The sequence below is a fragment of the Lachnospira rogosae (ex Hitch et al. 2025) genome (assembly GCF_040096455.1).
In the GTDB taxonomy this organism is placed as follows: Bacteria; Bacillota; Clostridia; order Lachnospirales; family Lachnospiraceae; genus Lachnospira; species Lachnospira rogosae.
This window is the reverse complement of sequence record NZ_JBBMER010000003.1, coordinates 108,195-131,818: the sequence shown is the minus strand read 5'-3', so window position 1 is coordinate 131,818 and position 23,624 is coordinate 108,195. Positions and strand designations below refer to the sequence as shown.

The following is a 23,624-nucleotide window of genomic DNA, read 5'->3' as shown; positions in this document are numbered from 1 at the left end:
TGATTTTACTACAAATAAATGCCTTTGTCTATCAAAAACAGAACATTTGTTTCATTTTATAACAAAAATCACCTGACTGCTGATACACAACAGATTTCAACAAACTGCCAATCTGCATATCAGCCATCAGGCTTACTGTAATTTATATATTTTCCATTTGCATATATTTAATTAATCTGTGCTTCCACATTCTTAATTGCCGCATCAAGCTGGGTATCAACATCTGCATCAGTATCATATTCCACTACCATATCCGGAGTAACACCTTTTCCGTGTATATCCTGACCCTTTGGTGTAAAATACTTGGCAATTGTGAACTTTATTGCACTTCCATCTGTAAGTGGTTTAACTGTCTGCACAATTCCTTTGCCATATGTCTGGGTTCCAATTATCGTTCCTTTGCCATAATCCTGTATAGCACCTGCAAATATCTCTGAGGCACTGGCACTATTGCCATTTACAATGACTGCCAGTGGCAGATTGAACTCATCATTATCCTGACCTTTATACTCTTTTCTATTGCCCTGCTTATCCTCTGTATACACAATAAGTCCGTCAGGAAGCATATATTTAAGCATACCTACAACCGTATCAAGCAATCCACCTGGATTGTTTCTTATATCAATTACAAGTCCTTTCATACCCTGTGACTGCAAATCTTCAACAGCCGCCTTGAACTGCTTTGTTGTTACCTCCTCAAACTGTGATATCGAAAGATAACCTATATTATTATCAAGAAGTGTATATGACACTGTCTTTGCTTCAACAGCATCTCTTACCGCAGAAAATGTCAGTCGCTCAGTTCCACGAATGACCTCCAGCGTGACAGATGTACCCTTGTCGCCTTTAATAAGTGCAACGGCTGATGAAAGCTCCATATCTGTTATGTCCCTGCCATCAACATTTACAACCCTGTCGCCACTCCTGAGTCCAGCCTGATAACCTGCCCCATTATCATATACATCTACAAGAAGAACACCACCTTCACCGCTAAGCTGGCAGACTGCTCCTATGCCATAGAACTTGCCATTTGTTGACTCCTTTAAGGCTTTATATTCATCCGCTGTATAATACATGGTATACTTGTCACCATATGAACTAAGATACGCCTTGTAAATGTTATCTTTGGCGGTTTCATCATCTACATCACCAAAATAAAAGGATTCAAGCACAGAATCAATTGCATTAAGCTTGCCTTCTACCTCACTTCCAATTCCGTCTGAATCTGTGACTGCATCAGATTGTATATATACATCTCCATTAACACCTATATGAATGTAGCCTTTGGCTATACACACTGCTGCCACACTTAATATTAGAAGTATAACAGCCATAAATGCTGATACAGCACCGATAATCATTCCGCTTGCAAAGCCTTGTGATTTCTTCTTTCTTGGCGGCTGTGCATTTCTTCTTAAATCATTCATTCCATACAAATCACCAATATTTCCACGATTATCCGAAGCACTATTATTAATTCTGTTACCGGCATTGATGTCATTATCTGCATTAACATTATTAATTGCATTAATGTTATCACCAGCATTAAAATCATCACTATTGACATTATCATTTGAATAAATGTTGTTATTTTGATTGTCCATACCTATATGCCTCTGCATTTATTAAATTTTTATTTGCTTAAGTAGTTCCAAGGTGAAACATAACTTCCGTTATATCTTACATCAAAATGTAGATGAACTCCGTCAGAATCACCAGTTGTTCCCATAAGTGCTATCTTCTGTCCCTTAGTTACATGTGTTCCTGCACTGACAAGAAGCTTTGAAGCATGCAGATATCTTGTATACAATCCACCACCATGATTAATCATAATATAATTACCCGCTGATGAACTAAATGTCGCAATTACCACATCACCATCATACGCCGCATATATAGCATCACCCGCAACGCCTCTGTTAAGTGCACCGATATCAATTCCCTTATGCGGAGAGCTTCTGCCCTCTGTATCACCATAAGGTGAGGTTATCCTTGTTGACTCTGTAGGCCACTTGAACTTTCCACCATCATATTTTACAACATTGGCACTTCCACTATTCTCCTTGGCCTTAATCTCTGCCTCTATCTTGGCAATATATTCGTCCTGAGCCTTTATATCAGCTTCTATCTTAGCTTTATAATTCTCCTGCTGCTGCTTATTCTTCTGTAATGAAGCCATTTCACTCTTCTTGGTTGACTCAAGCAGTGAAAGTGAAGCTCTCTTATCTTCAAGCTCCTCCTGCTTGGTTACAAGTGTCTCCCTGTCCGTTTCTAACTGTGCTTTGGCGACAGTTATATAAGTAACAGTAGCATTATATTTTTCAAGCATTTCCCTGTCATACTGTGAGATTTTTGTAATATATTCCGCCTTATTAAGCATATCACCCATACTCTGGGAATTCATAAGCAATGCAAAATATGTTTCATCATTATGTTCATACATAAACTGAATTCTAAGCTTCATTGAACTATACTGTTCTTCTGCCTCTATCTCTGCCTGTGCAAGCTTTTCTTCTGTATCCGCTATCTCAGCCTCTATCTGCTCAACCTGCTCATTAACCTCATTAAGCTCGCCATCAACACTGGACATCTGTGCATCAAGCTGGGCAATATAAGCTATCATATCATCGTTCTGTGCCTTTAAGTCTTCAATTATTTTCTCTGTCTGTTCATACTGGCTCTGCAAATCTTTTTTCTTGCTGTTAGCATCATTGAGATTCTGCTTATCATCTCCATATACATCATAATATGACACTGCAAAATATGGTATTACAAGCACAAGTACAATCAACAATGGAATAAGCCTTTTTGCTAATGCTCTCCTCATACAACTCCTCCATTCAGCCAAACCATTTATAAAATGCATACAAACAGCCGCTTAACAATAGCATAACAATCTATACTGTAGGATACCATTTTTATTTTTAAATAGGACTTCCACATATCATATACAATCACATAATATAATCTTCATATATAATACATAATCATATAATTCAATGTAGCAGTCCTATGTCTGGCTAATATTATCTGCTATACATTAGCATGCTTTCTTACGGCAAAGAAGCTTCCTAATGCACCTATTCCGATACCAAGAAGAATTCCTACTGGAACCAGTATTCTGAATACATCATTAACCGGCATAAACGCAAGAATGTTCTGAAGTATCGAGAACTTATTCATAACAAAATTAATAATATTCTCATATACAAATCTAAGAATAACTATTGGAATAATTGAACCAACAAGTCCAATTACAATACCTTCTACGAAAAATGGTGCATTAACAAACGCATCTGTAGCACCTATATACTTCATAATAGAAATCTCTTCTTTACGGACAGTAATACCTATTACAATTGTGTTAGTAATAAGGAATATAGATACTGCAAGAAGAATAACTATAATTGCTATTGTTATGTAACTAACAAGTCTTGCGGCACTAGCAAGTCCACTTGCTGTTGCCTCTGAACGGTTAACCTGTCTTATACCATCAAGATTTTCAAGGTATGTTACAAGTGTAGCCTGACTTGAAGCTTCATTAAGATATATCTCATATGATGAAGAATTAGCAAGAGGATTATCATCCTTGAAACCCTCTGCAAGTTCTGGGTAATCTTTAAAATACTCAGCCTTGTAATTCTCCCACGCTTCATCAGCTGATGTATAATGAATTCTTGACACTTCATTACGCTGGCTTATCGTATCGCCAAGCTTCTTAATATCTGCGTCTGTAAGTCCTTCATCGAAAAATACTGTTACACATACTTCATTCTCAGCCTTATGAATCATATACTGAAAATTGGATACAAGTGCATAGAATACACCAAAAAGGAATATACACGCTGTAATTGTTGCTATAGACGCAAGAGAGAACAATCTATTACGATAGATGTTCTTTAATCCGTCTTTAATATGATAAAATAACGATCTAATCTTCATAGAAATAACCACCTTTTTCCAAATCACTGATAATCTTGCCTTCGCTCATAGTAATAGTTCTCTTCTTCATCTGCTGAACTATCTCCATATTATGAGTAACAACAAGTACTGTTGTTCCCTGCTTGTTAACCTGATCTAATATCTTCATAATCTCATTAGAATTAGCTGGGTCAAGGTTACCTGTAGGCTCATCGCACAATAATATAGCTGGCTTATTAACCAGTGCTCTGGCTATGGCAACTCTCTGCTGTTCACCACCTGATAACTCATTAGGAAATGACTTATACTTATCAAGAAGTCCTACCATTGAAAGCATAGCAAGAACCCTGCTCTTAATCTTCTTATTAGGAGCTTCGACAACTTTCTGTGCAAATGCAATATTATCGTATATATTACGATCTGGTAAAAGTCTGAAATCCTGAAATACAACACCGATATCTCTTCTAAGATATGGTAACTTCTTTCTTGTAAGTTTATTAAGGTACTTTTTATTAACGTATATCTTACCCGATGTTGGGTCAAGTTCCTTAAGAAGAAGCTTTATAAGAGTTGACTTACCTGAACCACTCTTACCTACTATAAACACGAATTCTCCTTTCTGAACGTGAAGATTAATTCCGTTCAAAGCAGGAACTCCAGATGTATACGTTTTGGTAACATCTTCCATTATAATCATTATTAATATTCCTCCAAATTAGTATGTATCTTTACTTTCCATATATTTCATATATTTAACTACCATAAGTGCAATCTTAAATGTTATGGCATCATCAAACACTCTCAAATCAAGGCCTGTAGTCTTCTGAAGCTTATCTAGTCTGTATACAAGAGTATTTCTGTGGATATATAACTGTCTTGATGTCTCTGATACATTAAGGCTGTTATCAAAGAACTTGTTAATTGTTGATAATGTCTCCTCATCTAAATCATCAGGTGACTTTCCGTCAAATATCTCTCTTATGAACATCTGACAAAGTGGAAGTGGAAGCTGATATATTAAACGTCCAATACCAAGTCTGTTATATGCAACAACATTCTTGTCACTATAGAATATCTTGCCTACATCAAGAGCCATATTAGCTTCCTTGTAAGAACGTGATACTTCTCTTATATCATTAACAATAGTACCATAAGCAATATGAGCAGAACTCATAGCCTCTGTATTTAACATATCTATAATAACTTCTGCTGTCTTATCAAGGTCTTCGTAAGTTTCATTACTCTTAACCTCTCTGACAAGTATTATACTCTTCTCGTCAACTGCTGTGATAAAATCCCTTGTTCTTGAAGCAAATAAAGTTCTTATTGTCTCTAATGCATTAATATCTTTCTCGTGCTTAGTCTCAATAATATATACAACTCTCTTTACATCCGTATCAATATGAAGCTTCTCAGCTCTTGTATACATATCAACCCTTAGAAGATTATCAAGAAGAAGATTCTTTATAAAGTTATCCTTATCAAATCTTTCCTTATAAGCAACTAAAAGATTCTGTATCTGAAATGCTGCAAGCTTTCCTAACATAAATACATCATCAGTTGTTCCCTTAGCCAATATTATATACTCAAGATTGCCATCTTCAACAACCTTAAAGAACTGATATCCATTAACCACCTGACTATCTGCTGGTGAATCTATAAATACAAGTGCATCTGCTGTACATTCAGCAACATTATCAAATGTCTTAGCTACAACCTTGCCCTCTGCATCAATAACACATAAATCAACTCGTGATATTTCTTTTAACCCATCAACGGTTGTCTGTAAAATCTGATTTGAAATCATATTATACTCCATTCCTTCGCATCTTTTTGACATTTACTATATCATTGTAAAGCAAAATGACAAAAAAAAAAAGAGGAAATGTATAGAAATTATACACTTCCTCTAAATTTTATAAAATAATTATATTTGAATAATACAAATATCTAATTATGTATAGTAATTAGTGAGTAATTACCATTTCTGTTTCCTTATCAAATACATGAAGTCTTGCAACATCCATAGCGAATTCAACTTCATCACCTGGACGAGCTGTTGTTCTAGGATTAACCTTAGCTGTACATGTAACATCACCGATTTCATAGTGAAGGTTAACTTCAGCACCAAGTAATTCATATACTCTGATTGTTGACTTAAACTTAGTATCCTGATGAGCAGCGATAAATTCTGGATCATCTTTAACGTCTTCTGGACGGATACCAACTACAACTGTCTTTCCAACATAACCTTCATCGATAAGCTTCTTGCTCTTTTCAGCTGGAAGTTTGATAGTAACTTCTTCGCTCATCTTAAGAACTGCCTGTGAACCTTCCTGAGATACTGTAGCATCAATAAGGTTCATCTGAGGTGAACCAATGAAACCAGCAACGAAGATGTTGTTAGGTGTATTGTAAAGGTTCTGAGGTGTATCTACCTGCTGTATAATACCATCCTTAAGAACTACGATTCTTGTACCAAGTGTCATAGCCTCTGTCTGGTCATGTGTAACGTAGATGATTGTTGTCTGTAATCTCTTATGAAGCTTAGAAATCTCAACACGCATCTGAACTCTTAACTTAGCATCAAGATTTGAAAGAGGCTCATCCATAAGGAATACCTTAGGACTACGAACGATAGCACGTCCCATAGCAACTCTCTGTCTCTGACCACCTGAAAGAGCCTTTGGCTTACGATCAAGTAAGTGCTCGATATCAAGAATCTTAGCAGCTTCATGAACTGACTTATCTATTTCATCCTTAGGTACCTTTCTTAACTTAAGACCAAATGCCATATTGTCATATACTGACATATGTGGATATAACGCATAATTCTGGAATACCATAGCGATATCTCTATCCTTAGGCTCTACATCATTAACGAGCTTGTCTCCGATCCATAATTCACCAGAACTGATTTCTTCAAGACCAGCGATCATACGAAGAGTTGTAGACTTACCACAACCAGATGGTCCTACGAAGATAATAAATTCCTGATCTGCGATTTCAAGGTTGAAATCTTTAACAGCTACAAAGCCGTTAGGATATACTTTACAAACATTTTTAAGTGATAAACTTGCCATTGAAAACTTTCCTCCTAAAATATAAAAAGCGTATGCACGCTTTCTGATACTGCTTATTCTACACTAAATGCCTGTCCTTGGCTATATGGTAATTAGCCAAATATCGCAGTTGCTTTTTTATCACTTTTACCATAATTATTAAATTGATGTGTATTTTGCACAAATTTACTCAATCAATCTTCACTAACATCACCAAAACTCTTAACTTTCATATGCCATCTTATAATAAATTCAGCTATAAAAGTTGTTATAACAATCGCCAGAATTGCATACATCGTAACCCTTATTCCAAATACAAACGCCCCTGCTATTATTATAAGAGCATCAATTATATTCATAATTACAACCACACTTAAATATCTGCTTCTTTCAACAATCAGACCCGCCAGCAGATCCGTTCCCCCCGTCGTAATCTCAGTCCTTAATACCATTCCAATACCAACACCTGCCATTATGCCTCCAATTATGGCAGTCTTTAAATAACTTACATCTACTATTGTATCTGCTGGAAGTACTGCCATAAAAAATGTAAGCAGTGCATCAGCAGCAAGCGTATCTTTAATATAATCTATGCCTTTTTTGCAGTATGCCCATATGAATAAAGGAATATCAAGAATAATATTAGTGAACCATATCGGTATGCCAGATTGCGGAAACCACCCCGACTTCCAGCTTTCCTTTGCAATTAATGACAATCTTCTTATTATGATACTTATTCCTGATATTCCGCCTGTAACCATTCCGGCAGAATCATATATACTTTTATATGCAATTGCCATAAGAAATGTTCCTGTGATTATATATATCCATTTTAAATTAATATTTTTGACATTCTCTTTTATCTTCATTCTCAATATTTCCTGGTCTATGTCTTATTATCTTTATTATCCAGCCTCCCAGCTTATTGTCCTGTTACTATTTTTTGCAGTATCTTTATATATATTCAGCTATTTACCCTTGCATTATGGCTGTTATGTGCTTATAATTATATTAATCTATTAATTATTCCAAAGAAGAGAGGATTTATATATGGACATAGCTGGATTATCTACTAACTTAAGTACAATCAATGTAGTGAATGATGTTCAGGTTGCTGTGCTCAGACAATCTCTTGACACTCTTGAGACATCAGGAGATAGTCTTACTAAGATGATGGAAGCATCTGTTAATCCTGAATTAGGACAGAATATTGATATTCGTATATAACGGAATATTTCTTACTCCTTTTATCTGATACATTAAACCAATAATACGCCGTCAATTATCTTTATTGATAACTGACGGCGTATTATTCTGCATACGAATTATGCTCATTATTAATTATCTTAACTCATTGAATTTCTCAATTAAAATATTTCACTTACAATCATATATATAACAACTGCAATAACTGTAATGATTGCCGGAACTGTCATAATCCTCTGCTGCGGAACTGACTGTTCTGACGCAGCATTTTCTTGCACTCTGAAAGATTTCACATCATTAACGATATATTCCCATCTTCCATTATGCTGTGCCATTTTCTTAATGCACAGATACACAAGCGACATAAATCCAATCGATACTCCAAGAAGCATAGCAAGTGTCAGTAACATAGAAATTGACGAACTCTGTACTACCGTTTCACCAGCCGCTTCCTGCATTGTATCATAAGTACCTGTAATCTTAAGAAGCTGTATAATCGTAATTGAATAAGTATTAATCGCAAAATGTGCAAGCACTGATGACCATATAGAACCTGTAGCCTCTACCAAAAACGCAAATACAACACCAATGACAAACGCATAACAGAACTGGTTAATATTAAGGTGGAATAATCCAAACACAAGACCACTCATAAGAGCTCCCTTTAATATTCCGCATTTTCTATACGTTCCATAAAACAAGCCTCTGAATATGAATTCTTCAACAAGTGCTGGTATAACTGCCATAAGTATAATCTGTACCACAAATGGATATGTAAGCAATGTCTGTGATGCCGCTTCAAGATAATTCTTTGAAAAAAGCATTGAAACGTTGTTAATAAACAGCACCATAGGTATCATCATATAACCCGCAAGTATAGAAACAATTACATCTTTAAATGCAATTATATGATATTGCATATCACGCTTTATGCTTATTCCCATAACAGCAATATATATAAGCCCTATTACAATAATGACTGTCTCGCTGATAACGTAAGACACCCAGCCTGGTATATGAATACCCAGCTGATTAATTGCCACAACCATCAGCAATGATACTAATGATGAAAGAAATACATACGAAACAATCAATACCGGCATAAAACAATTAATCTTTTTTACTTCCATGCGATAGCTTCCACTTCAAGTAATACATCTTTAGGAAGTCTTGCAACTTCTACACAAGAACGAGCTGGAAATGGTTCTTTGAAGTACTTCTTATAGATTTCATTAATCTTTCCAAAATCATTCATTTCTTTAATAAATACTGTTGTCTTTACAATATTCTCAACCTTTGAACCTGACTCTTCTACAAGATTGCAAAGATTTTTAAAAGCCTGTTCTGCCTGAGCCTCTACTCCGCCCTCAGCAATTTCTCCTGTTGCTGGAATAACCGGAATAACACCTGATGTATACACCATTCCATTAATCTCAATAGCCTGTGAGTATGGTCCAATTGCACTTGGAGCTTTGTCTGTACTAATAACTTTCTGCATATTATCCTCCTTCTAATGCCTTCGCATATATAAAAGTTGATGTGTAACTGTGCATATCTAATCTGAATGTACACATATATCATTCACATCAGGTTAAATTGTATAACAATAGTTATCTTTATTCAAGAAATATTGTTTTAGAACTATTATTATTTTCATTTTAGAACAATTATTATTTTAAAACTATTGAATTCTCTGTAATAACAACCTTTTCCTGCTTTAAAAGTCTTCCTACTGCTCTCTTAAAAGCATTCTTGCTCATATTAAAATACTTCTTTATAACCTCCGGGTCTGCCTTATCTGTAAATCCAAGGCTTCCGCCAAGTTCAACTATCTTATTATAGATAAGTGTTGAATCTTCGTCCATCTGTATATAAGCTTTCTGATGTATACTTATTGTTATTTTATTATCTTCCCTTACCTTTATAACTCTTCCGTGGACTACATCTCCGATTTTGATATCATCTGACATTTCATTTCTTGTTATAAATCCGTAGTATTTATCATCAATAGCCACATATATTCCGTGTTCTGGCTTAATTCCAATAACAGTTCCTGATACAGCACTATCCTTTACATACTTATCTGTAGTCTGAAGATATCTGCTTACCTTCATTGTTGCGGCAAGTCTGTTGCTCCTGTCTATATATAAAGCTACAAGGTATTCATCACCCGTATTAACGTGTGTTGTCTGTTCCCTGTAAGGAAGCAGTAAATTCTTCTCAAGTCCCCAGTCAAGAAATGCACCTATACTGCTTACCTCTGACACTTTAAGTCTTGCAAGTCCGCCTAACTCAATCCTAGGTGTGTTAGTTGTAGCTATAAGTCTGTCGCTTGAATCTCTGTATACAAATACCGTAAGTGCATCTCCTATCTCTGTATCTTCAGGCACCTGCTTCTTTGGAAGAAGCACCTTATCATCTTCTGTTCCAAGATATACACCGAAATCAGTCTTCTTTATTACATTAAGACATTGTGTTTTACCCAATTGTATCATAACTGCCTCCTTTAATTATTATAACCCCCGATGAATACTTTTCTGGCAGCCGCAGTGCAAACCTGCCCGAAAGTATATTCAATAAAAAATTCTATAGGAATTTCCTGTTAAACAAAAAACCCTCGCAATAAATGCGAGGGTACAAGCTGGGCTTGAGGGATTCGAACCCCCGAAATGCTGGAATCAGAATCCAGTGCCTTACCACTTGGCGAAAGCCCATTGTCGTGACAACAAAATGAATTATATACTAGTATTTTACAAAATGCAAGTGTTTTTTTAAATTTTTTTAAAAATTTTGAATTTTTTTATCTGTGATTAAATTAAGTGCCTTAAAAAGCATATAATAACGCCTTTAACGCCTTACAATCCGTACCGTTCCATCTGTGTCAGTTCCAAGATTTGGAGAATCTACAAAGAACTTATATCGTTCAAGAACTTCATCTTTCTTCATATCTGTAAGCGCTTTACTAACATTAATATCTTCATAATCCCTAGTCGCACCCTCAAGATTGAATTCATTCCCTTTCTTGAAGTCAAATGTAAAATTCTTAGGATCAGAATGTCTTGGTGTTTTATCAGCTTCCTTAACCTGTTCGTCATCTGCATATACATCATCTACAGACTTATCACTGGCAGCTTCTGCATTTTCAAGCTTTGAATTAATGCCGGATGACGAAACATTAGTGTCTGTATTCTGATTATCTTTTATAACAGTTATGTCATTATTATAACTAACACTTTTAATACTATAACTTCCTGCTCCTATAACAGTCATAACCAGACCCCTTTCCTAATCATTTTTTACTACATACGATCGATATATCGGGCAAGCTTTATACTTTGTTAACCCATAATTATAGGAAATCCCTCTTTATATTCTTTAATAATAAATGGATTTTCCTTTGCATAATTATATATAACCTCACCTAAGCCGTTATTCACAAGCTCTTTTAACTCCTCTGACGGCTCTCTTCCTATCGAAGGACAAGTTGGTGTAAGTGCTATTACAAGCCTGTCGCCTTTTCTCATTATTCTAAGAGGCCATATCTTACAATCAAATGGTTTGTCCTCTTGTGAAAGAATACATCCCTTATGTGCATCAAGGTAATCACAAGCTGCTTCTTCCTCACTATCCTGTGTACAATATTTGTGTAAAAGCTTCATCTGCCCATACTCTCCCTGCATCTGAAAATCTGATTTGACACCATATTCATTATCCTTTGATAATTTTTCACACTCATTTTTGGGAAATAAAGGTGTTTCCCAAAGACTGCACCTTCTAAACGAACAGCAAAAACGACATTTTGCACAAGTTTCTTTTGATAATACCTTCGACAGCATATTGTATATTACTCCTCATTCTTACGCATACATTATCCTACACGCATTTTATTTCACTCTCACACCATATTTTTTAAGCATAAACTTAGGATGATATGACTCCTTCGCCTTTCTTAAACCTGGTATGTTAATATCTTCTTCCCTGTTAATAAATTTAACATCTTTAAGCGTTGAAGCATACATCTGGTTAATCGCGGCAAATCCACCATTAACAGCATATTCCCCGACTGCCTTCTCAAAATGTATATCGACCACCGCATCATTAATATATGATGCTATTGTCATAGCCACAGGAACATTATTCGCATAAATAATTCCACCAGAAAGCGATAATTCTTCAAAATTATCAACTGCTTCCCTTATTGCCTCATATTCCTTCATTGCAGAAATGTCGTCCTGCTGTAAGCGGTCATAATACCACTCTTCTTCTATAATCATAACATCATCAAGATTACCATTTCCTATTTCACAGAACATATAATCCTCATATGTCCTTTTAAATTTGGAAACGTGGTTCTTCTTCTTATGATATATTCTTCCGCTAAGCAGTGAAAGTTCTGGCTGTCCATATATGTAATCATAATCGCCTGCATCTGACGAACTCTCTGTCCTGCCTGCAAATGTATTCTCTAATATTTCTTTCTGTTCCTCTGTCACAAAACAGAACTCCAATGGTCTGTTCATTTCCTTAGCATCCTGCTCTATTGCATAAAGCGCGGATAACACATCTTTTCTTCCCAATGGAAAGGTATACCCTTTTCTATTGCCAAGCCCCTCATAATATCTTATGAGTAAATCCTTATAATATGTCACTTTTATATTATATTTGCTTCTTAACAGGTATATATTGGCAAATGCCGCGTCACTCCCTATATATTGTGACTCTTTTACGCACTGTTCTATCCATTCTTTATCACTAAGCTTTGGAGTATTCCAATCTAACATACACATCTCCATTTCTAAAGCACATAGGGCTTATGATAATTATCTGACATTCTAGCACACACATTTATAATAAACAACTATTCCCTATATAAATTATGTGTTAAACCTCTGTAAAATCCCCATAAAATTAACTTTTCTTTTTTATTTGACATATAGCTTATTGTATATCATACTATACTTATAGTATATAAGATAGTATATTTCCTGCTATATTACATACCATTAGATAGTACAGTTTAGTGTCATATCAACAACCAATTTTTGATAATAACAGAAAGCTTACTTTGTCAAGCTTTCCATTATCTGTTATTTAATACAATTTTTATTGAAATAATCTACCTAAAATATTATATTGTATTGAAAGACTATATCGAAAGGAGATGTCTTTTCCTTAAAGACACAGAATATGAACAAAAAAAATATTATTTTAATTCTTGTAGGAATATTAATTATTTCTATGCGTTTCAACGTAACATTTGGTCATATTAATATTGATGTAACTAATGACTGCGTTGGTTTTCTCTTAATTATAATTGGCGTACTTCCAATGATTAACCGTAACTCAAGATTCAAAAAATCCGGCATTGTTGCTATTGTCGGCTTTATTGCTTCTGTCATCGCACAGGTCATCAACTTTATTGACTGGCAGGAAGCTGCTGGCTCAATGCTTACTATTTCACTTGGAATAACTGTAATATTTGCAATCTATTTTACTTATTATTTTACAGAAGCACTTATTATGGAATCTAATATTCAGGAGAAATCTGCTGTAACACGTAATTATCAAATTACCTGGCTTATTTTATCGGCTGCTGTATTTGCACATTTTATGATATTTGGTTCAACAATTTCTTTATATTCAATACTTGTTGAAGCTCTCGTTGGAATATGTGCTTTATACTACTGCTTCACAGTTTACAGCTCAAGCAAACAGCTTTATGAAGATTAATTTTATGAATATTAATAATGCATTTTTAACAAATTCACTATGCACTAGAAGCGTGCGCAGAAATGAGGCTTAATTATGAAAAAACTCGAAATAATTATACGTCCAGAAAGACTTGACGATTTAAAGGTAATTCTTAACAATAACAACGCTCACGGGCTTATGATTACTAATATAATGGGTTACGGAAGCCAGAAAGGACATAAGCAGGTATACAACGGCGTTGACTTCGGCGGCAACCTGCTGCCTAAAGTAAAGGTTGAATCTATTGTATCTGATGAAACCTACGAACAAATCATTGACCAGATTATCGAAGAAATCAACACTGGTGTATATGGCGATGGCAAAATCTTCGTCTATGAAGTAACTGATGCCATTCGTATTCGTACTGGCGAACGTGGAGAAGATGCTCTTTAGGACTGTCCTGACTATAATAAATAAGAGCTGGAAGCATACCTCCAGCTCTTATTTATTATAGAAGTTTGAATTTACAGACTTTTTTCATAATCTCGAAAGTTCACTATTCACTTTCCTTCTTTATCATTCCCTACTATGCCTTCCGTTACTTTATCCATAAAATTGTCCAGCATTGTGTCCATCTTATCTTTAATATAGTCATAATTGATTGTATCTGATAATTTTAGACTTTCTAACTTTTTAACTTCTTTTGCCACAGCTTCCTGACAACACTTACTATCATACCTCCATCCAGCTTGTATTCTACCATTTTCATAATCAAGCTCACCAGTAGTATATGGCAAATCTGAACCACCGTGGGTTCGTGCCTCATCATAATGTTCAATTATTTGTTGCAAATCCAACTTGGCTTCTAAATAATAAGACGGGTCTTCTTGTATTTTCTTAATTACCCCCACATCTATAAATACATTCTTTTTACTTGGATTCCCAAAGTCTTTTCCTATTCGTGTATCAACATTATTAAAAAATAGATTTTTTTCATCACTTCTATCTTCCAATATGTAATTAGCTTCTGGAAATTCTGAACACAACATTTCATATATTGTCATTATGTCATTGTTTCCTGCCGTTGAATTTATCTCTACACTATCTGTTTTCTGCTGGTAGATTTTATCAAATTCCAGCTCACTATTAGCTTTACTGCTATTAACTCCACTGTAACTAGTCAATGCACTAAAACTGCCTATTCCACCTACTGCCATTGAACTTCCTCCTACATTTTTCTAAGTTTTTTAACTGACTTTGTCATTTTATCTTGTTCACAAGCTGGATTATAACACTTTATATGCCTTTATTTAGGACAACGATATTTTTGGTAGATAATTCGACATAATTTGCACATATTAGCTACATAAATGTATTAAAATGCTGCTTTTAAACTCATTATTAATGCAGTCTATTTTATAAGTTCCATTATATTTCTTTACAATTTTATCAATATTACTTATGCCATATCCGTGATTACTTCCCTTGGTGCTGATAATTTTATTATTTTTATAGGTTACTGAATTTTCTAAGCACGAATTACTAACATATATGTATAATATTCCCGTCTTATATTCAATTCGTATATTTATGCTTGGTGCTTGCGTTAAAATCGTGCTTTGGACTGAATTATCCAGAAGATTTCCCAATATAATATTCAAATTATATGAACTTATATCCAGCTTATCCGGCACAGCAATCTTTGTTTCATATTGGATTTTATTTTCTTTGAATTTACATATATAATAATTAATTATTCCGTCCATTATCTGATTTCCAGAATTGATATATGATGTATTATCGTACACATCATTTTCCAAAGAATTAAGATATTTTTTCACCTCTGCATAATTATTATCCGTCACAAGATATGTAAGTTCCCTTATGTGATGCTTCATATCGTGTTTAATTGCTCTTATATTTCGTTCATTCTGTATATTGTTCTGCATTCTCAACTCATACACATCCATTTGCTTCTTTAATGCTTCCATTTCCTGCTGTAATGAATACTGTTCTATCATAGAAAGATAAAAGAAATACAAAATGACATTTATCAATAAAATTATAAAACTAATCTCTATTACCGTTATATATGCTATCCCCTTATCAATTGATAAAATATATTCAGAAGCAATACTCATAGCTGAAATTATAAGCAGAAAATACCATTTTCCTGCGAATTCATCCTGTATTCTGCCTTTATATATTTTCTTTATAATCAATATGACTACATAAAATATCAACAAAGACATAATCATACCTATAACTTCGTTATTTCTGTTTTCTACCGTAACTCCTAATATAAAAGAACATATTATGTCTATTGCACAGCATATTCCAAAGTTCATACACGATAATAAGAATTTCTTTTTTAGAGAACCGCTATATACATTGGCAATAGCAAATATTGTCACAAATGTTATTATCATATTTATGATTACGTTATTAAACGTAATATAAACCAGCACTGTTGCAACAAACATAAATCCACTAACCAGATATTTGTGCAGACTATTATTCTTATCAAAAAACACTTGAAAATACTGTACAATAAGTATTGTCCTTACTAACTCCACAAAAACTGATATTATATAATTGTATGTCATAATTTATCCCTCTAACTCACTAAAATATATTCACGCTTTATTCTATTAATCAGCTATTATATTCTAATATTTTCTCATTAAAATAATTGCGGTATGCCCTGCTTATCCCCAGCTCTTTTCCATCATCCATAACCACATAACTGACGTGACATTCCCTCATATGCTTTAAATTTATAATATAAGATTTGCCAATTTCCACAAAATTTAATGGCAGCTTTTTTATTTCATTTTTTAATTGTCCCACATATTGTATTGACTGATTATCCACAAGATTGATAATTATATGCCGTCCCCTGCTCTCAAAATACTTAATATCCCTCATCATAACCATATTGGTCTTTCCATACACACAATACTTAAAATGCTTGTTATCCTGCTCATAATATCCACACATTTCATCTATTAAGTTCTCAATTTCATTCTTATCAAATGGCTTTACCACAAAATCATATGGATGTATCTTGAATAATTCCATAGCATATTCTGTCATTGACGATATGTATACAATATTCATTGACATATTTTTCATATAATTCCTTATATATTTACCAAGTTCAATGCCATTGCTGTCCTGAAGCTCTATATCAAGAAACAAAATGTCAATCTTCACCCCATTAGATATATCCTTTTTCAACGCTTCACCTGAGTTCCACACATATATTTCAGCTTCATCATCTTTACATTCAAAAATTTCATTAATGTAATTCTCCAATTCTGAACACGTCAACTGTTCATCGTCACATATCCCTATCCTGTATATCATATTTCTCCCCTCTTTCCTGTATCCTATTGCTTATATTCCCTAATATAAGCAATCCCGCTACTATAGCAATACACAAAACTACAATTAATCCGTAGTCCATTTTTGATAATACAATAAAAATAGCATATAAAAATAACTCTATTATTAAAATAACTCTTATTTTCTTCTTTAAATAGTTCTTTTCTTCATAATTCATTTTATTATTTATATTATCGACAGGTGCCAACATTAAAATAATTACCAAAGCAAAAATTAGCATAACAATTTGCACACTAATGGTAACTTTCAAATTTTTTATTAACATTAACTGTAGAAAATATATTATTATTGATGCCACAATACATTTATTATGATTTTTCATATGATATCCGCCACAATATTGTCTTAATGGCAATAATAACATCAAAAATACCACTCCTTTTTTTAACATTCCCATATACACTGCAATAGCAACAGCAGCTACCACCCCTATAATTATATTAATCAGCATACCTCCGCCATATTTTATAACTTCCCTGTACTCTTCCTCCGTTAATTCTCCATCTTTATTATTCAAGCTTTATTCCCTCCATATATAAATAATGGAAGGCTCATATATCAAGCCTTCCATATATCATTTCATAATATTACATTTTTATTTTCTTTCCATATCAAATACATATCTGATAAAATCAGCTGCATTTTCCGGATTTCTTGCTGACTGAACAATTCCATAGCAAGGTCTTTCCATTGTAAGGTCTGTATCCTGTATTCTTGGTGCATCAGATAAATCTACTGCTACTGCACGGGTTTCACCATCTCTTTGTGTATGGTATATTATATAATCTGATAATTGCTCCATTTCTTCATCTGTAAAAAGTTCTGTTAAATCATAGAAGAAGCAGCTCGTATCAAAGCAGAAGTGGTCTATATTTTCATATTCTGACATATACCCATCAAGGTTATTAGTCTGCGACAAAACATATATCTTCTCATTGCTTATCTGTGGATCCTGGTCGAAAAGCTTTTCTTCAAGCGTATAGCTGTAATCTATATGTATACGCTGTTTCTTGCCGTCTATTCCAAGATAATTAGTAAAACCTGTTGTCAATAAATCATCATCTGTATCGTATCCTGTAATCTTGCCGTCACATACCGCAATATCACATACTCCTTCATAATTATTTCTTCTGTAAGCATTTATAAATGACAATACCACAAGAACAACAGCTATAACCGCCGCAATTGGAATTCTGTAATATTCCCATATATATTGCAGCTTGCCTGTAAACGTAAGTGTTAAGAACTTCTTACGCTGTTCTTTCACCTCATCTTTAATAGAATTACCCTCTGCCATATAGCCTCCTAATACATTACATTTCATTAAACAGCCAGAAACACTGTGGCTTTGCTTTTTATTAATTACTCTTTAATTAATCAACATTTGTTAGTTTATCATACCTTAACGCTTAAAAAAACAGCTTTTATAAACATTTAAGAAATATGCATTAAAAATTCTTTGCTTTTTGTTACATATATAAGTATAATCTGATTTAGTCACTTTCATTATGAATGTAGAATGGAGATATATTATGCGTGGTTTTGGATTAGATGGTAAATTTTTCAGGGGACTCACGAAAGCTGGTGATTTCCTTATACTTGGATTAATAACAGTTATATTCTGTATCCCTGTTATCACAATAGGTGCTTCACTTACAGCTGCATTTTATGCTGGAATGAAGCTTGTTAAAGATGAAGAAAATTATGTGTTTAAAGATTTCTGGAAGTCTTTTAAGACTAATTTTGTCCAGGGATTATTGGTCGAACTTATCATGGGAGTTATCGGACTACTTTTATTCTTTGATATAAGGGCCTGTGCCTACTGGGCATTCTCATCTGGTTCAATGGCTGGTACTATTTTTATGTATGCTATCGCAGGCTGTGCTCTTGTATGGGCTGGTGTTCTTTTATATTCATTTGCAGTGCTTTCAAGATATGATGATAAAGCATTTACAATTGTTAAGAATTCACTTATATTATGCGTTCATCACCTGCCACAGACATTTATCATGATGATTGCAACATACGGACTTATCCTCTTTTCTTTAAAGTATTTTACTGCATTTATAGTAACTATACCGCTTATTATTTATGTTGACTCATTCATATTCACAAGAATATTTAAGTCATTAGAGAACACTAATGATGAGCGGGCCAGAGAAGCTGAAAAAGAAAAAGCTGAAAAAATAGAAACGGCTAAACAACATAAAGCCATTGATGACAATGTTGACAACACTGCTGTTACTTTAAATGATAATCAGTCAGATGATAGTAACAACTAATTAAACTCACATATATAAATATTCATACCGTCAATGTCCTGTGCATACACTTTAAAGCCAAGCTTGTGTATAAGCGATATTGACGGTTTATTATTCTTATCTATGCAGGAATATAATTTATCTATGCCCAATTCTTCCTTAGCATATTCCATAATTGCACTGCATACTTCGTATGCTATTCCCATATTCTGATAAGGCTTTCCTGTAAGATAACCTATTTCCTGAACATTTTCCCCATCAATGCTTCTATTCTCAATTCCCATACGTCCAACAAGCCTGCCTGTATCTTTAGAATATACCAGCCACATTCCGTACTCAAAGAATCTATACATATTATTAATGTAATTTCTTACAAATTCTTTTTCCTTCTCTAATTCATACAAAGGTTCTATAAACTCACAATCTGCAAGTGTGTCATACAATTCGTACAATTCATCAAGGTCATCAAGACTTTCTTCCCTCACAATAAACCTCTCTGTTTCAAGAATAAATGCTGGAAGCCCCTTTTTTCTTGCATACACCTTCTGACAGTAATAATAATCTATCTCCTCTGGTTCATATATCACATAAGGTGCAGTTCCCACATAATCACACCCAACTCCAATATCTTCCCTTATAATAACTTCCATACCAGCCACATCTCTATTCCCCACACAACGTGTACTTATAACTATATCCGTATCCCTGTCATACCCCTCAGAATTATCAAAAATAACCTCAGCCTTTCCTTCCATATTCTCTATAATAGTCCGTTTTTCCTCATCACCTATAATCCTGTCACAATCAAATATATACACTCTTTCCATAACTCACGTATAATCCTCCCAATTGACTTTTACAATAATCCCCATTACAATACATAATATTATCACAGATAATTACAAAACGACCACTATCACTAACCAGCTGTGAAATAAAAATACATTACAAGCTGTGTACTTTTGAAACCGTCGGCACTTAGCGGCTGTCCTTTAGCCGCTTAGTACCGCTACGGTTTCAAGTAGCGCAAGCGTGCCCAGCGGTAATATATTTTTATCTCACAACGTCCGTTAGTCATATTTGCTTTCGTCTTGTAATTATCCCACACATTACACATTATTTTGGAGGTTAATTATGTCTAATCAGAACCCTATTGTAACATTTACAATGGAAAATGGCGACGTTATGAAAGCAGAACTTTATCCAGACGTTGCACCTAATACAGTAAACAATTTTATAAGTCTTGTTAAGAAAGGTTTCTATGACGGACTTATTTTCCACAGAGTTATCGCTGGATTTATGATTCAGGGCGGCGACCCAGAAGGCTCAGGCATGGGTGGTCCTGGATACTCAATCAAGGGTGAATTCAACTACAATGGTGTTGAAAATAATCTTAAGCACTCAAGAGGTGTCCTTTCTATGGCACGTGCACAGCACCCGGATTCAGCAGGTTCCCAGTTCTTTATTATGCACGCTGATGCACCTCACCTTGACGGTCAGTATGCCGCTTTTGGTAAACTTGTTGAAGGTGAAGATGTATTAGACAGCATTGCTTCAATTGATACTGACTGGAGTGACAGACCTAGAACTCCTCAGGTTATGAAGACTGTTACTGTTGATACTTTTGGTGTAGATTACGCTGAACCAGAAACACTCTAATAGTATAATAAAAGCCCGGTATGCTTAATCACAATCATAAATATGATTGCTTTAATCATACCGGGCTTATTTTAAAATCCGACCTATATAAAAAATTTACATAACCTTATTTTATCCTATAGGTCTTATACAATTTTTAAATATATATCTTCTTAGAAGTGTCCGCCTGAACTTCCAGAGTTACCACCGCCAGAGCTTCCACCACTTGAACTGCTCTTTTCAATATGTCTTTTAGTAATTGTTGTATTGATAAATACATCTCTTCTGTCATTCATCTTATATCCGTGGTTCTTAGTATACTCTGTACTGTTCACTGTCATCTTTGACCTGGCACTGCTCATCATTGCCAATACTGCAATAACTGCTACCACAAGTGAGATTAAAATCTTAACTGGCATATAATATGTAAGTCTTGATAACATATTTACATTAAGCTTTCTCTCAATTCCGTTTATGTATTTCTTACAGCCTGCATAATAATCGCCTTCAGCAAGCTTATCCTCCGCACTTTCCCTGATTGAATCCAGACTTGACTGTGAAATGCTGCTCCTTGCTCTTCCTGATGTTACAATTCTGTCTGCTCTTGAAGTCATATCTATTCCATATACAACAGCCTCGCAGTCAGTTCCTGTTTCCTCATAACCATACTGTTCTTCAAGTATTGAACGAAGATAATTATCCATAGGACTATAATCTAAATTCTTGTTCATAGTTATGATAACAATATCAAGCTGACAGTTCTTAGATGCCTTCCTGCACATATCTGTAAGCTTCTGTTCTTCCTCACTTGTCAGAATTCCAGCATCATCTATTACATAGGTCTTATTATCTGTACCCGCATACGCGCTCTGTGTTCCTGTTAATACAAACATCATAACCATAACAGCTAATACTGCCATTACAGCCACTTTTAACCAGTTAAAATGTCTTTTTAAATCTACACACATCATATAAACAACAGCCCTCCTATCATTGTAATAATAAGTGTAAGCACAAAAATTCCAATACCATATGTAACGGCTTTTCCTGCACTTATAGGTCTGTCTGCCACTATTTTACCAGTCTGTCCATTAAGATAAAAATGGAATTCCTTATTATTGTATCTGAAATTGAGCATCCACACTGGCAAAAGTGCATATTCGCTGCCCCTGCCATTCATACTTATGCTGTTATTCCTTACTATGACACTTGAATAACCAGTAATTGAATCCCTTGCAATCTGTGTTATGTATGAATCTGCTCTCTTCTTGGCACGACTCTGTATTTCATCAGCTGTATAATTATATTTTTCTGAAAGATAACCAGATAAGTATGGCATTGCAAAATCTGTAATCTCGCTGTAATTATAAGGCTCTAACATATCCATCTGTTCATCTGGCATTTTCTCTGAAGCATCGGCCGGAATTCTTTTGAATTCTGCTGATACATCTCTATACACATCAAAATGGTCTGTATATGTATATTCTGTATCGCCACGTCTTGTCGTTCTTACCTTATTAGCATTGGCACTCATCATAGTTCTTGCTGAATAATCATACAGCCAGAATGGGACATACACACCACTAATCTTCTCAATTGTACTTTTTCTTGATAATTCCTTTGGTGTAAGCATTCCTTTTTTCAGCCATTTCTTATATATATCTACTGCCTGATCTTTGTTAATCTTAAATGGAATTATTGACTTTGGCCTGAAGCTTCCTTTAAGTCTGTCCTCAACCAATGTGGGATTACCACAATATGAACAAAATGTAGCTGATGTATATTCATCTGCAACAAGTTCTGCTCCACAGCTCTGGCAATGATATATCTTCATATTATTATCGGTATCATTATCCTGTTCACTGTTATTAAATCCGTAATCACTATTATCTGATGTACTTCCACTTACTTCTTCCATTAAAGAAGCATATTCATCTTCATATGTCTTAACATCTATACTTGTACCACACCTCTTACATTCAAGCTTCTGCAATTCACTTGAGAATTCCATTGCCGCTCCACAATTAGGACACTTGTATATAATTGGCATATCTTACCTCCATTAATTTATGTAATATTATATATGTTCATAATTTGTTCATATTGCATTCAATAAGTTTTAACATTATGAACATTCTTTCTTCACTTTTAATCAATATACTTTTAAATATAGAAAATATATCAGACAATCTGATATATATTAATAAAGCTTATTGACTTTTATAGTTCTTCATAAATATGAGTTGTTAATCATAATGTACAACTCTCCTCCCTCTTTCGATGCCACCCTTAACGGGGTGGCATTTTACGTATTGTGATTATTGATATCATCACTAACTAATACGAAAGAGTTCATTCTCATAAATATCAAGGAATAAGAACCTTATCTTTATATACTTAATCTTCTAATTAATCTTTTGCATTGATCTCTTATTAT

General features: G+C 34.3%; 26 protein-coding genes and 1 tRNA gene. 5 read left to right on the top strand and 22 right to left on the bottom strand.

Annotation, left to right across the window (positions count from 1 at the left end):
- Window positions 1–167: 167 nt before the first annotated feature.
- The 7 genes from WMO14_RS04945 to WMO14_RS04915 all read right to left on the bottom strand — a co-directional run bounded on the left by WMO14_RS04945 (window position 168) and on the right by WMO14_RS04915 (window position 7,852).
- On the bottom strand, window positions 168–1,604 hold the full coding sequence (locus tag WMO14_RS04945) for a S41 family peptidase (protein WP_242854078.1): 1,437 nt from the start codon (window positions 1,602–1,604) through the stop codon (window positions 168–170).
- A gap of 29 nt (window positions 1,605–1,633) precedes the next feature.
- Window positions 1,634–2,827 (bottom strand): murein hydrolase activator EnvC family protein, encoded by a 1,194-nt coding sequence (locus WMO14_RS04940; protein ID WP_055173933.1) that lies wholly within the window; start codon window positions 2,825–2,827, stop codon window positions 1,634–1,636.
- A gap of 206 nt (window positions 2,828–3,033) precedes the next feature.
- Complete coding sequence (gene ftsX / locus WMO14_RS04935) at window positions 3,034–3,942, bottom strand: permease-like cell division protein FtsX (protein ID WP_022501244.1); 909 nt, start codon at window positions 3,940–3,942, stop codon at window positions 3,034–3,036.
- Entirely contained in the window at window positions 3,932–4,618 is a 687-nt protein-coding gene (ftsE, locus tag WMO14_RS04930) for a cell division ATP-binding protein FtsE (RefSeq protein ID WP_022501243.1), read from the bottom strand. Before ftsE ends, ftsX begins: the two co-directional genes overlap by 11 nt.
- Before the next feature lie 18 nt (window positions 4,619–4,636).
- Entirely contained in the window at window positions 4,637–5,728 is a 1,092-nt protein-coding gene (locus tag WMO14_RS04925) for a PucR family transcriptional regulator (protein ID WP_022501242.1), read from the bottom strand.
- Between the two features lie 160 nt (window positions 5,729–5,888).
- Window positions 5,889–7,004 (bottom strand): ABC transporter ATP-binding protein, encoded by a 1,116-nt coding sequence (locus WMO14_RS04920; RefSeq protein ID WP_055173932.1) that lies wholly within the window; start codon window positions 7,002–7,004, stop codon window positions 5,889–5,891.
- 173 nt (window positions 7,005–7,177) lie between these two features.
- Complete coding sequence (locus tag WMO14_RS04915; protein WP_349153372.1) at window positions 7,178–7,852, bottom strand: YitT family protein; 675 nt, start codon at window positions 7,850–7,852, stop codon at window positions 7,178–7,180.
- Window positions 7,853–8,033: 181 nt separating this feature from the next.
- On the opposite strand from WMO14_RS04915, the gene WMO14_RS04910 reads away from it, so the two are divergent.
- Entirely contained in the window at window positions 8,034–8,210 is a 177-nt protein-coding gene (locus WMO14_RS04910) for a YjfB family protein (protein WP_022501239.1), read from the top strand.
- Between the two features lie 140 nt (window positions 8,211–8,350).
- Here the strand turns inward: WMO14_RS04910 and WMO14_RS04905 are convergent, their stop codons facing one another.
- From WMO14_RS04905 to WMO14_RS04875, 7 genes are all read right to left on the bottom strand, one after another.
- Window positions 8,351–9,319: a CPBP family intramembrane glutamic endopeptidase gene (locus WMO14_RS04905; RefSeq protein ID WP_349153371.1), complete on the bottom strand. Its 969-nt coding sequence runs from the start codon at window positions 9,317–9,319 to the stop codon at window positions 8,351–8,353.
- Window positions 9,310–9,687: a RidA family protein gene (locus WMO14_RS04900; protein ID WP_022501237.1), complete on the bottom strand. Its 378-nt coding sequence runs from the start codon at window positions 9,685–9,687 to the stop codon at window positions 9,310–9,312. The genes WMO14_RS04905 and WMO14_RS04900 overlap by 10 nt, the downstream gene beginning before the upstream one ends.
- 172 nt (window positions 9,688–9,859) lie before the next feature.
- Complete coding sequence (locus WMO14_RS04895; RefSeq protein ID WP_349153370.1) at window positions 9,860–10,684, bottom strand: CvfB family protein; 825 nt, start codon at window positions 10,682–10,684, stop codon at window positions 9,860–9,862.
- 146 nt (window positions 10,685–10,830) lie between these two features.
- Window positions 10,831–10,903: transfer RNA gene (locus tag WMO14_RS04890), tRNA-Gln, on the bottom strand.
- Window positions 10,904–11,036: 133 nt separating this feature from the next.
- Window positions 11,037–11,459 (bottom strand): hypothetical protein, encoded by a 423-nt coding sequence (locus WMO14_RS04885; protein WP_349153369.1) that lies wholly within the window; start codon window positions 11,457–11,459, stop codon window positions 11,037–11,039.
- Between the two features lie 68 nt (window positions 11,460–11,527).
- A complete protein-coding gene (locus tag WMO14_RS04880) occupies window positions 11,528–12,025 on the bottom strand; it encodes a hypothetical protein (protein WP_349153368.1) in 498 nt (165 codons plus the stop codon).
- A 48-nt stretch (window positions 12,026–12,073) separates the two neighbouring features.
- Entirely contained in the window at window positions 12,074–12,970 is an 897-nt protein-coding gene (locus WMO14_RS04875; RefSeq protein WP_349153367.1) for a DUF2156 domain-containing protein, read from the bottom strand.
- Window positions 12,971–13,376: 406 nt separating this feature from the next.
- On the opposite strand from WMO14_RS04875, the gene WMO14_RS04870 reads away from it, so the two are divergent.
- Both WMO14_RS04870 and WMO14_RS04865 read left to right on the top strand, forming a co-directional pair.
- On the top strand, window positions 13,377–13,919 hold the full coding sequence (locus tag WMO14_RS04870; protein ID WP_349153366.1) for a hypothetical protein: 543 nt from the start codon (window positions 13,377–13,379) through the stop codon (window positions 13,917–13,919).
- Between the two features lie 75 nt (window positions 13,920–13,994).
- On the top strand, window positions 13,995–14,333 hold the full coding sequence (locus tag WMO14_RS04865) for a P-II family nitrogen regulator (RefSeq protein WP_022501231.1): 339 nt from the start codon (window positions 13,995–13,997) through the stop codon (window positions 14,331–14,333).
- A 107-nt stretch (window positions 14,334–14,440) separates the two neighbouring features.
- Here the strand turns inward: WMO14_RS04865 and WMO14_RS04860 are convergent, their stop codons facing one another.
- The 5 genes from WMO14_RS04860 to WMO14_RS04840 form a co-directional block, all read right to left on the bottom strand.
- On the bottom strand, window positions 14,441–15,097 hold the full coding sequence (locus WMO14_RS04860) for a hypothetical protein (protein ID WP_349153365.1): 657 nt from the start codon (window positions 15,095–15,097) through the stop codon (window positions 14,441–14,443).
- Between the two features lie 141 nt (window positions 15,098–15,238).
- Window positions 15,239–16,486, bottom strand: coding sequence for a sensor histidine kinase (locus WMO14_RS04855; protein WP_349153364.1), 1,248 nt, complete (start codon window positions 16,484–16,486; stop codon window positions 15,239–15,241).
- A gap of 49 nt (window positions 16,487–16,535) precedes the next feature.
- Window positions 16,536–17,249: a LytR/AlgR family response regulator transcription factor gene (locus tag WMO14_RS04850; RefSeq protein WP_349153363.1), complete on the bottom strand. Its 714-nt coding sequence runs from the start codon at window positions 17,247–17,249 to the stop codon at window positions 16,536–16,538.
- Window positions 17,224–17,805 (bottom strand): accessory gene regulator B family protein, encoded by a 582-nt coding sequence (locus WMO14_RS04845; RefSeq protein WP_349153362.1) that lies wholly within the window; start codon window positions 17,803–17,805, stop codon window positions 17,224–17,226. The genes WMO14_RS04850 and WMO14_RS04845 overlap by 26 nt, the downstream gene beginning before the upstream one ends.
- Window positions 17,806–17,883: 78 nt before the next feature.
- Entirely contained in the window at window positions 17,884–18,585 is a 702-nt protein-coding gene (locus tag WMO14_RS04840; RefSeq protein ID WP_022501226.1) for a hypothetical protein, read from the bottom strand.
- A 235-nt stretch (window positions 18,586–18,820) separates the two neighbouring features.
- On the opposite strand from WMO14_RS04840, the gene WMO14_RS04835 reads away from it, so the two are divergent.
- A complete protein-coding gene (locus tag WMO14_RS04835; RefSeq protein ID WP_318295659.1) occupies window positions 18,821–19,570 on the top strand; it encodes a YesL family protein in 750 nt (249 codons plus the stop codon).
- Here the strand turns inward: WMO14_RS04835 and WMO14_RS04830 are convergent.
- On the bottom strand, window positions 19,567–20,376 hold the full coding sequence (locus WMO14_RS04830; protein WP_022501224.1) for a GNAT family N-acetyltransferase: 810 nt from the start codon (window positions 20,374–20,376) through the stop codon (window positions 19,567–19,569). The two genes, WMO14_RS04835 and WMO14_RS04830, sit on opposite strands and share 4 nt — an antisense overlap.
- A 307-nt stretch (window positions 20,377–20,683) precedes the next feature.
- Between WMO14_RS04830 and WMO14_RS04825 the strand changes: the two genes are divergently transcribed.
- Window positions 20,684–21,208: a peptidylprolyl isomerase gene (locus WMO14_RS04825; protein ID WP_022501223.1), complete on the top strand. Its 525-nt coding sequence runs from the start codon at window positions 20,684–20,686 to the stop codon at window positions 21,206–21,208.
- Between the two features lie 152 nt (window positions 21,209–21,360).
- Here WMO14_RS04825 and WMO14_RS04820 read toward each other — a convergent pair whose 3' ends face one another.
- On the bottom strand, window positions 21,361–22,158 hold the full coding sequence (locus tag WMO14_RS04820) for a TPM domain-containing protein (RefSeq protein ID WP_116444137.1): 798 nt from the start codon (window positions 22,156–22,158) through the stop codon (window positions 21,361–21,363).
- Entirely contained in the window at window positions 22,155–23,237 is a 1,083-nt protein-coding gene (locus WMO14_RS04815; RefSeq protein ID WP_349153361.1) for a TFIIB-type zinc ribbon-containing protein, read from the bottom strand. Before WMO14_RS04815 ends, WMO14_RS04820 begins: the two co-directional genes overlap by 4 nt.
- Between the last annotated feature and the right edge of the window lie 387 nt (window positions 23,238–23,624).

Bases quoted from the DNA above. Each gene is read 5' to 3' on its own strand.
- WMO14_RS04945 (WP_242854078.1), bottom strand. From the start codon at position 1,604: ATGGACAATCAAAATAACAACATTTATTCAAATGATAATGTCAATAGT.
- WMO14_RS04940 (WP_055173933.1), bottom strand. From the start codon at position 2,827: ATGAGGAGAGCATTAGCAAAAAGGCTTATTCCATTGTTGATTGTACTT.
- ftsX (WP_022501244.1), bottom strand. From the start codon at position 3,942: ATGAAGATTAGATCGTTATTTTATCATATTAAAGACGGATTAAAGAAC.
- ftsE (WP_022501243.1), bottom strand. From the start codon at position 4,618: ATGATTATAATGGAAGATGTTACCAAAACGTATACATCTGGAGTTCCT.
- WMO14_RS04925 (WP_022501242.1), bottom strand. From the start codon at position 5,728: ATGATTTCAAATCAGATTTTACAGACAACCGTTGATGGGTTAAAAGAA.
- WMO14_RS04920 (WP_055173932.1), bottom strand. From the start codon at position 7,004: ATGGCAAGTTTATCACTTAAAAATGTTTGTAAAGTATATCCTAACGGC.
- WMO14_RS04915 (WP_349153372.1), bottom strand. From the start codon at position 7,852: ATGAAGATAAAAGAGAATGTCAAAAATATTAATTTAAAATGGATATAT.
- WMO14_RS04910 (WP_022501239.1), top strand. From the start codon at position 8,034: ATGGACATAGCTGGATTATCTACTAACTTAAGTACAATCAATGTAGTG.
- WMO14_RS04905 (WP_349153371.1), bottom strand. From the start codon at position 9,319: ATGGAAGTAAAAAAGATTAATTGTTTTATGCCGGTATTGATTGTTTCG.
- WMO14_RS04900 (WP_022501237.1), bottom strand. From the start codon at position 9,687: ATGCAGAAAGTTATTAGTACAGACAAAGCTCCAAGTGCAATTGGACCA.
- WMO14_RS04895 (WP_349153370.1), bottom strand. From the start codon at position 10,684: ATGATACAATTGGGTAAAACACAATGTCTTAATGTAATAAAGAAGACT.
- WMO14_RS04885 (WP_349153369.1), bottom strand. From the start codon at position 11,459: ATGACTGTTATAGGAGCAGGAAGTTATAGTATTAAAAGTGTTAGTTAT.
- WMO14_RS04880 (WP_349153368.1), bottom strand. From the start codon at position 12,025: ATGCTGTCGAAGGTATTATCAAAAGAAACTTGTGCAAAATGTCGTTTT.
- WMO14_RS04875 (WP_349153367.1), bottom strand. From the start codon at position 12,970: ATGTTAGATTGGAATACTCCAAAGCTTAGTGATAAAGAATGGATAGAA.
- WMO14_RS04870 (WP_349153366.1), top strand. From the start codon at position 13,377: ATGAACAAAAAAAATATTATTTTAATTCTTGTAGGAATATTAATTATT.
- WMO14_RS04865 (WP_022501231.1), top strand. From the start codon at position 13,995: ATGAAAAAACTCGAAATAATTATACGTCCAGAAAGACTTGACGATTTA.
- WMO14_RS04860 (WP_349153365.1), bottom strand. From the start codon at position 15,097: ATGGCAGTAGGTGGAATAGGCAGTTTTAGTGCATTGACTAGTTACAGT.
- WMO14_RS04855 (WP_349153364.1), bottom strand. From the start codon at position 16,486: ATGACATACAATTATATAATATCAGTTTTTGTGGAGTTAGTAAGGACA.
- WMO14_RS04850 (WP_349153363.1), bottom strand. From the start codon at position 17,249: ATGATATACAGGATAGGGATATGTGACGATGAACAGTTGACGTGTTCA.
- WMO14_RS04840 (WP_022501226.1), bottom strand. From the start codon at position 18,585: ATGGCAGAGGGTAATTCTATTAAAGATGAGGTGAAAGAACAGCGTAAG.
- WMO14_RS04835 (WP_318295659.1), top strand. From the start codon at position 18,821: ATGCGTGGTTTTGGATTAGATGGTAAATTTTTCAGGGGACTCACGAAA.
- WMO14_RS04830 (WP_022501224.1), bottom strand. From the start codon at position 20,376: ATGGAAAGAGTGTATATATTTGATTGTGACAGGATTATAGGTGATGAG.
- WMO14_RS04825 (WP_022501223.1), top strand. From the start codon at position 20,684: ATGTCTAATCAGAACCCTATTGTAACATTTACAATGGAAAATGGCGAC.
- WMO14_RS04820 (WP_116444137.1), bottom strand. From the start codon at position 22,158: ATGATGTGTGTAGATTTAAAAAGACATTTTAACTGGTTAAAAGTGGCT.
- WMO14_RS04815 (WP_349153361.1), bottom strand. From the start codon at position 23,237: ATGCCAATTATATACAAGTGTCCTAATTGTGGAGCGGCAATGGAATTC.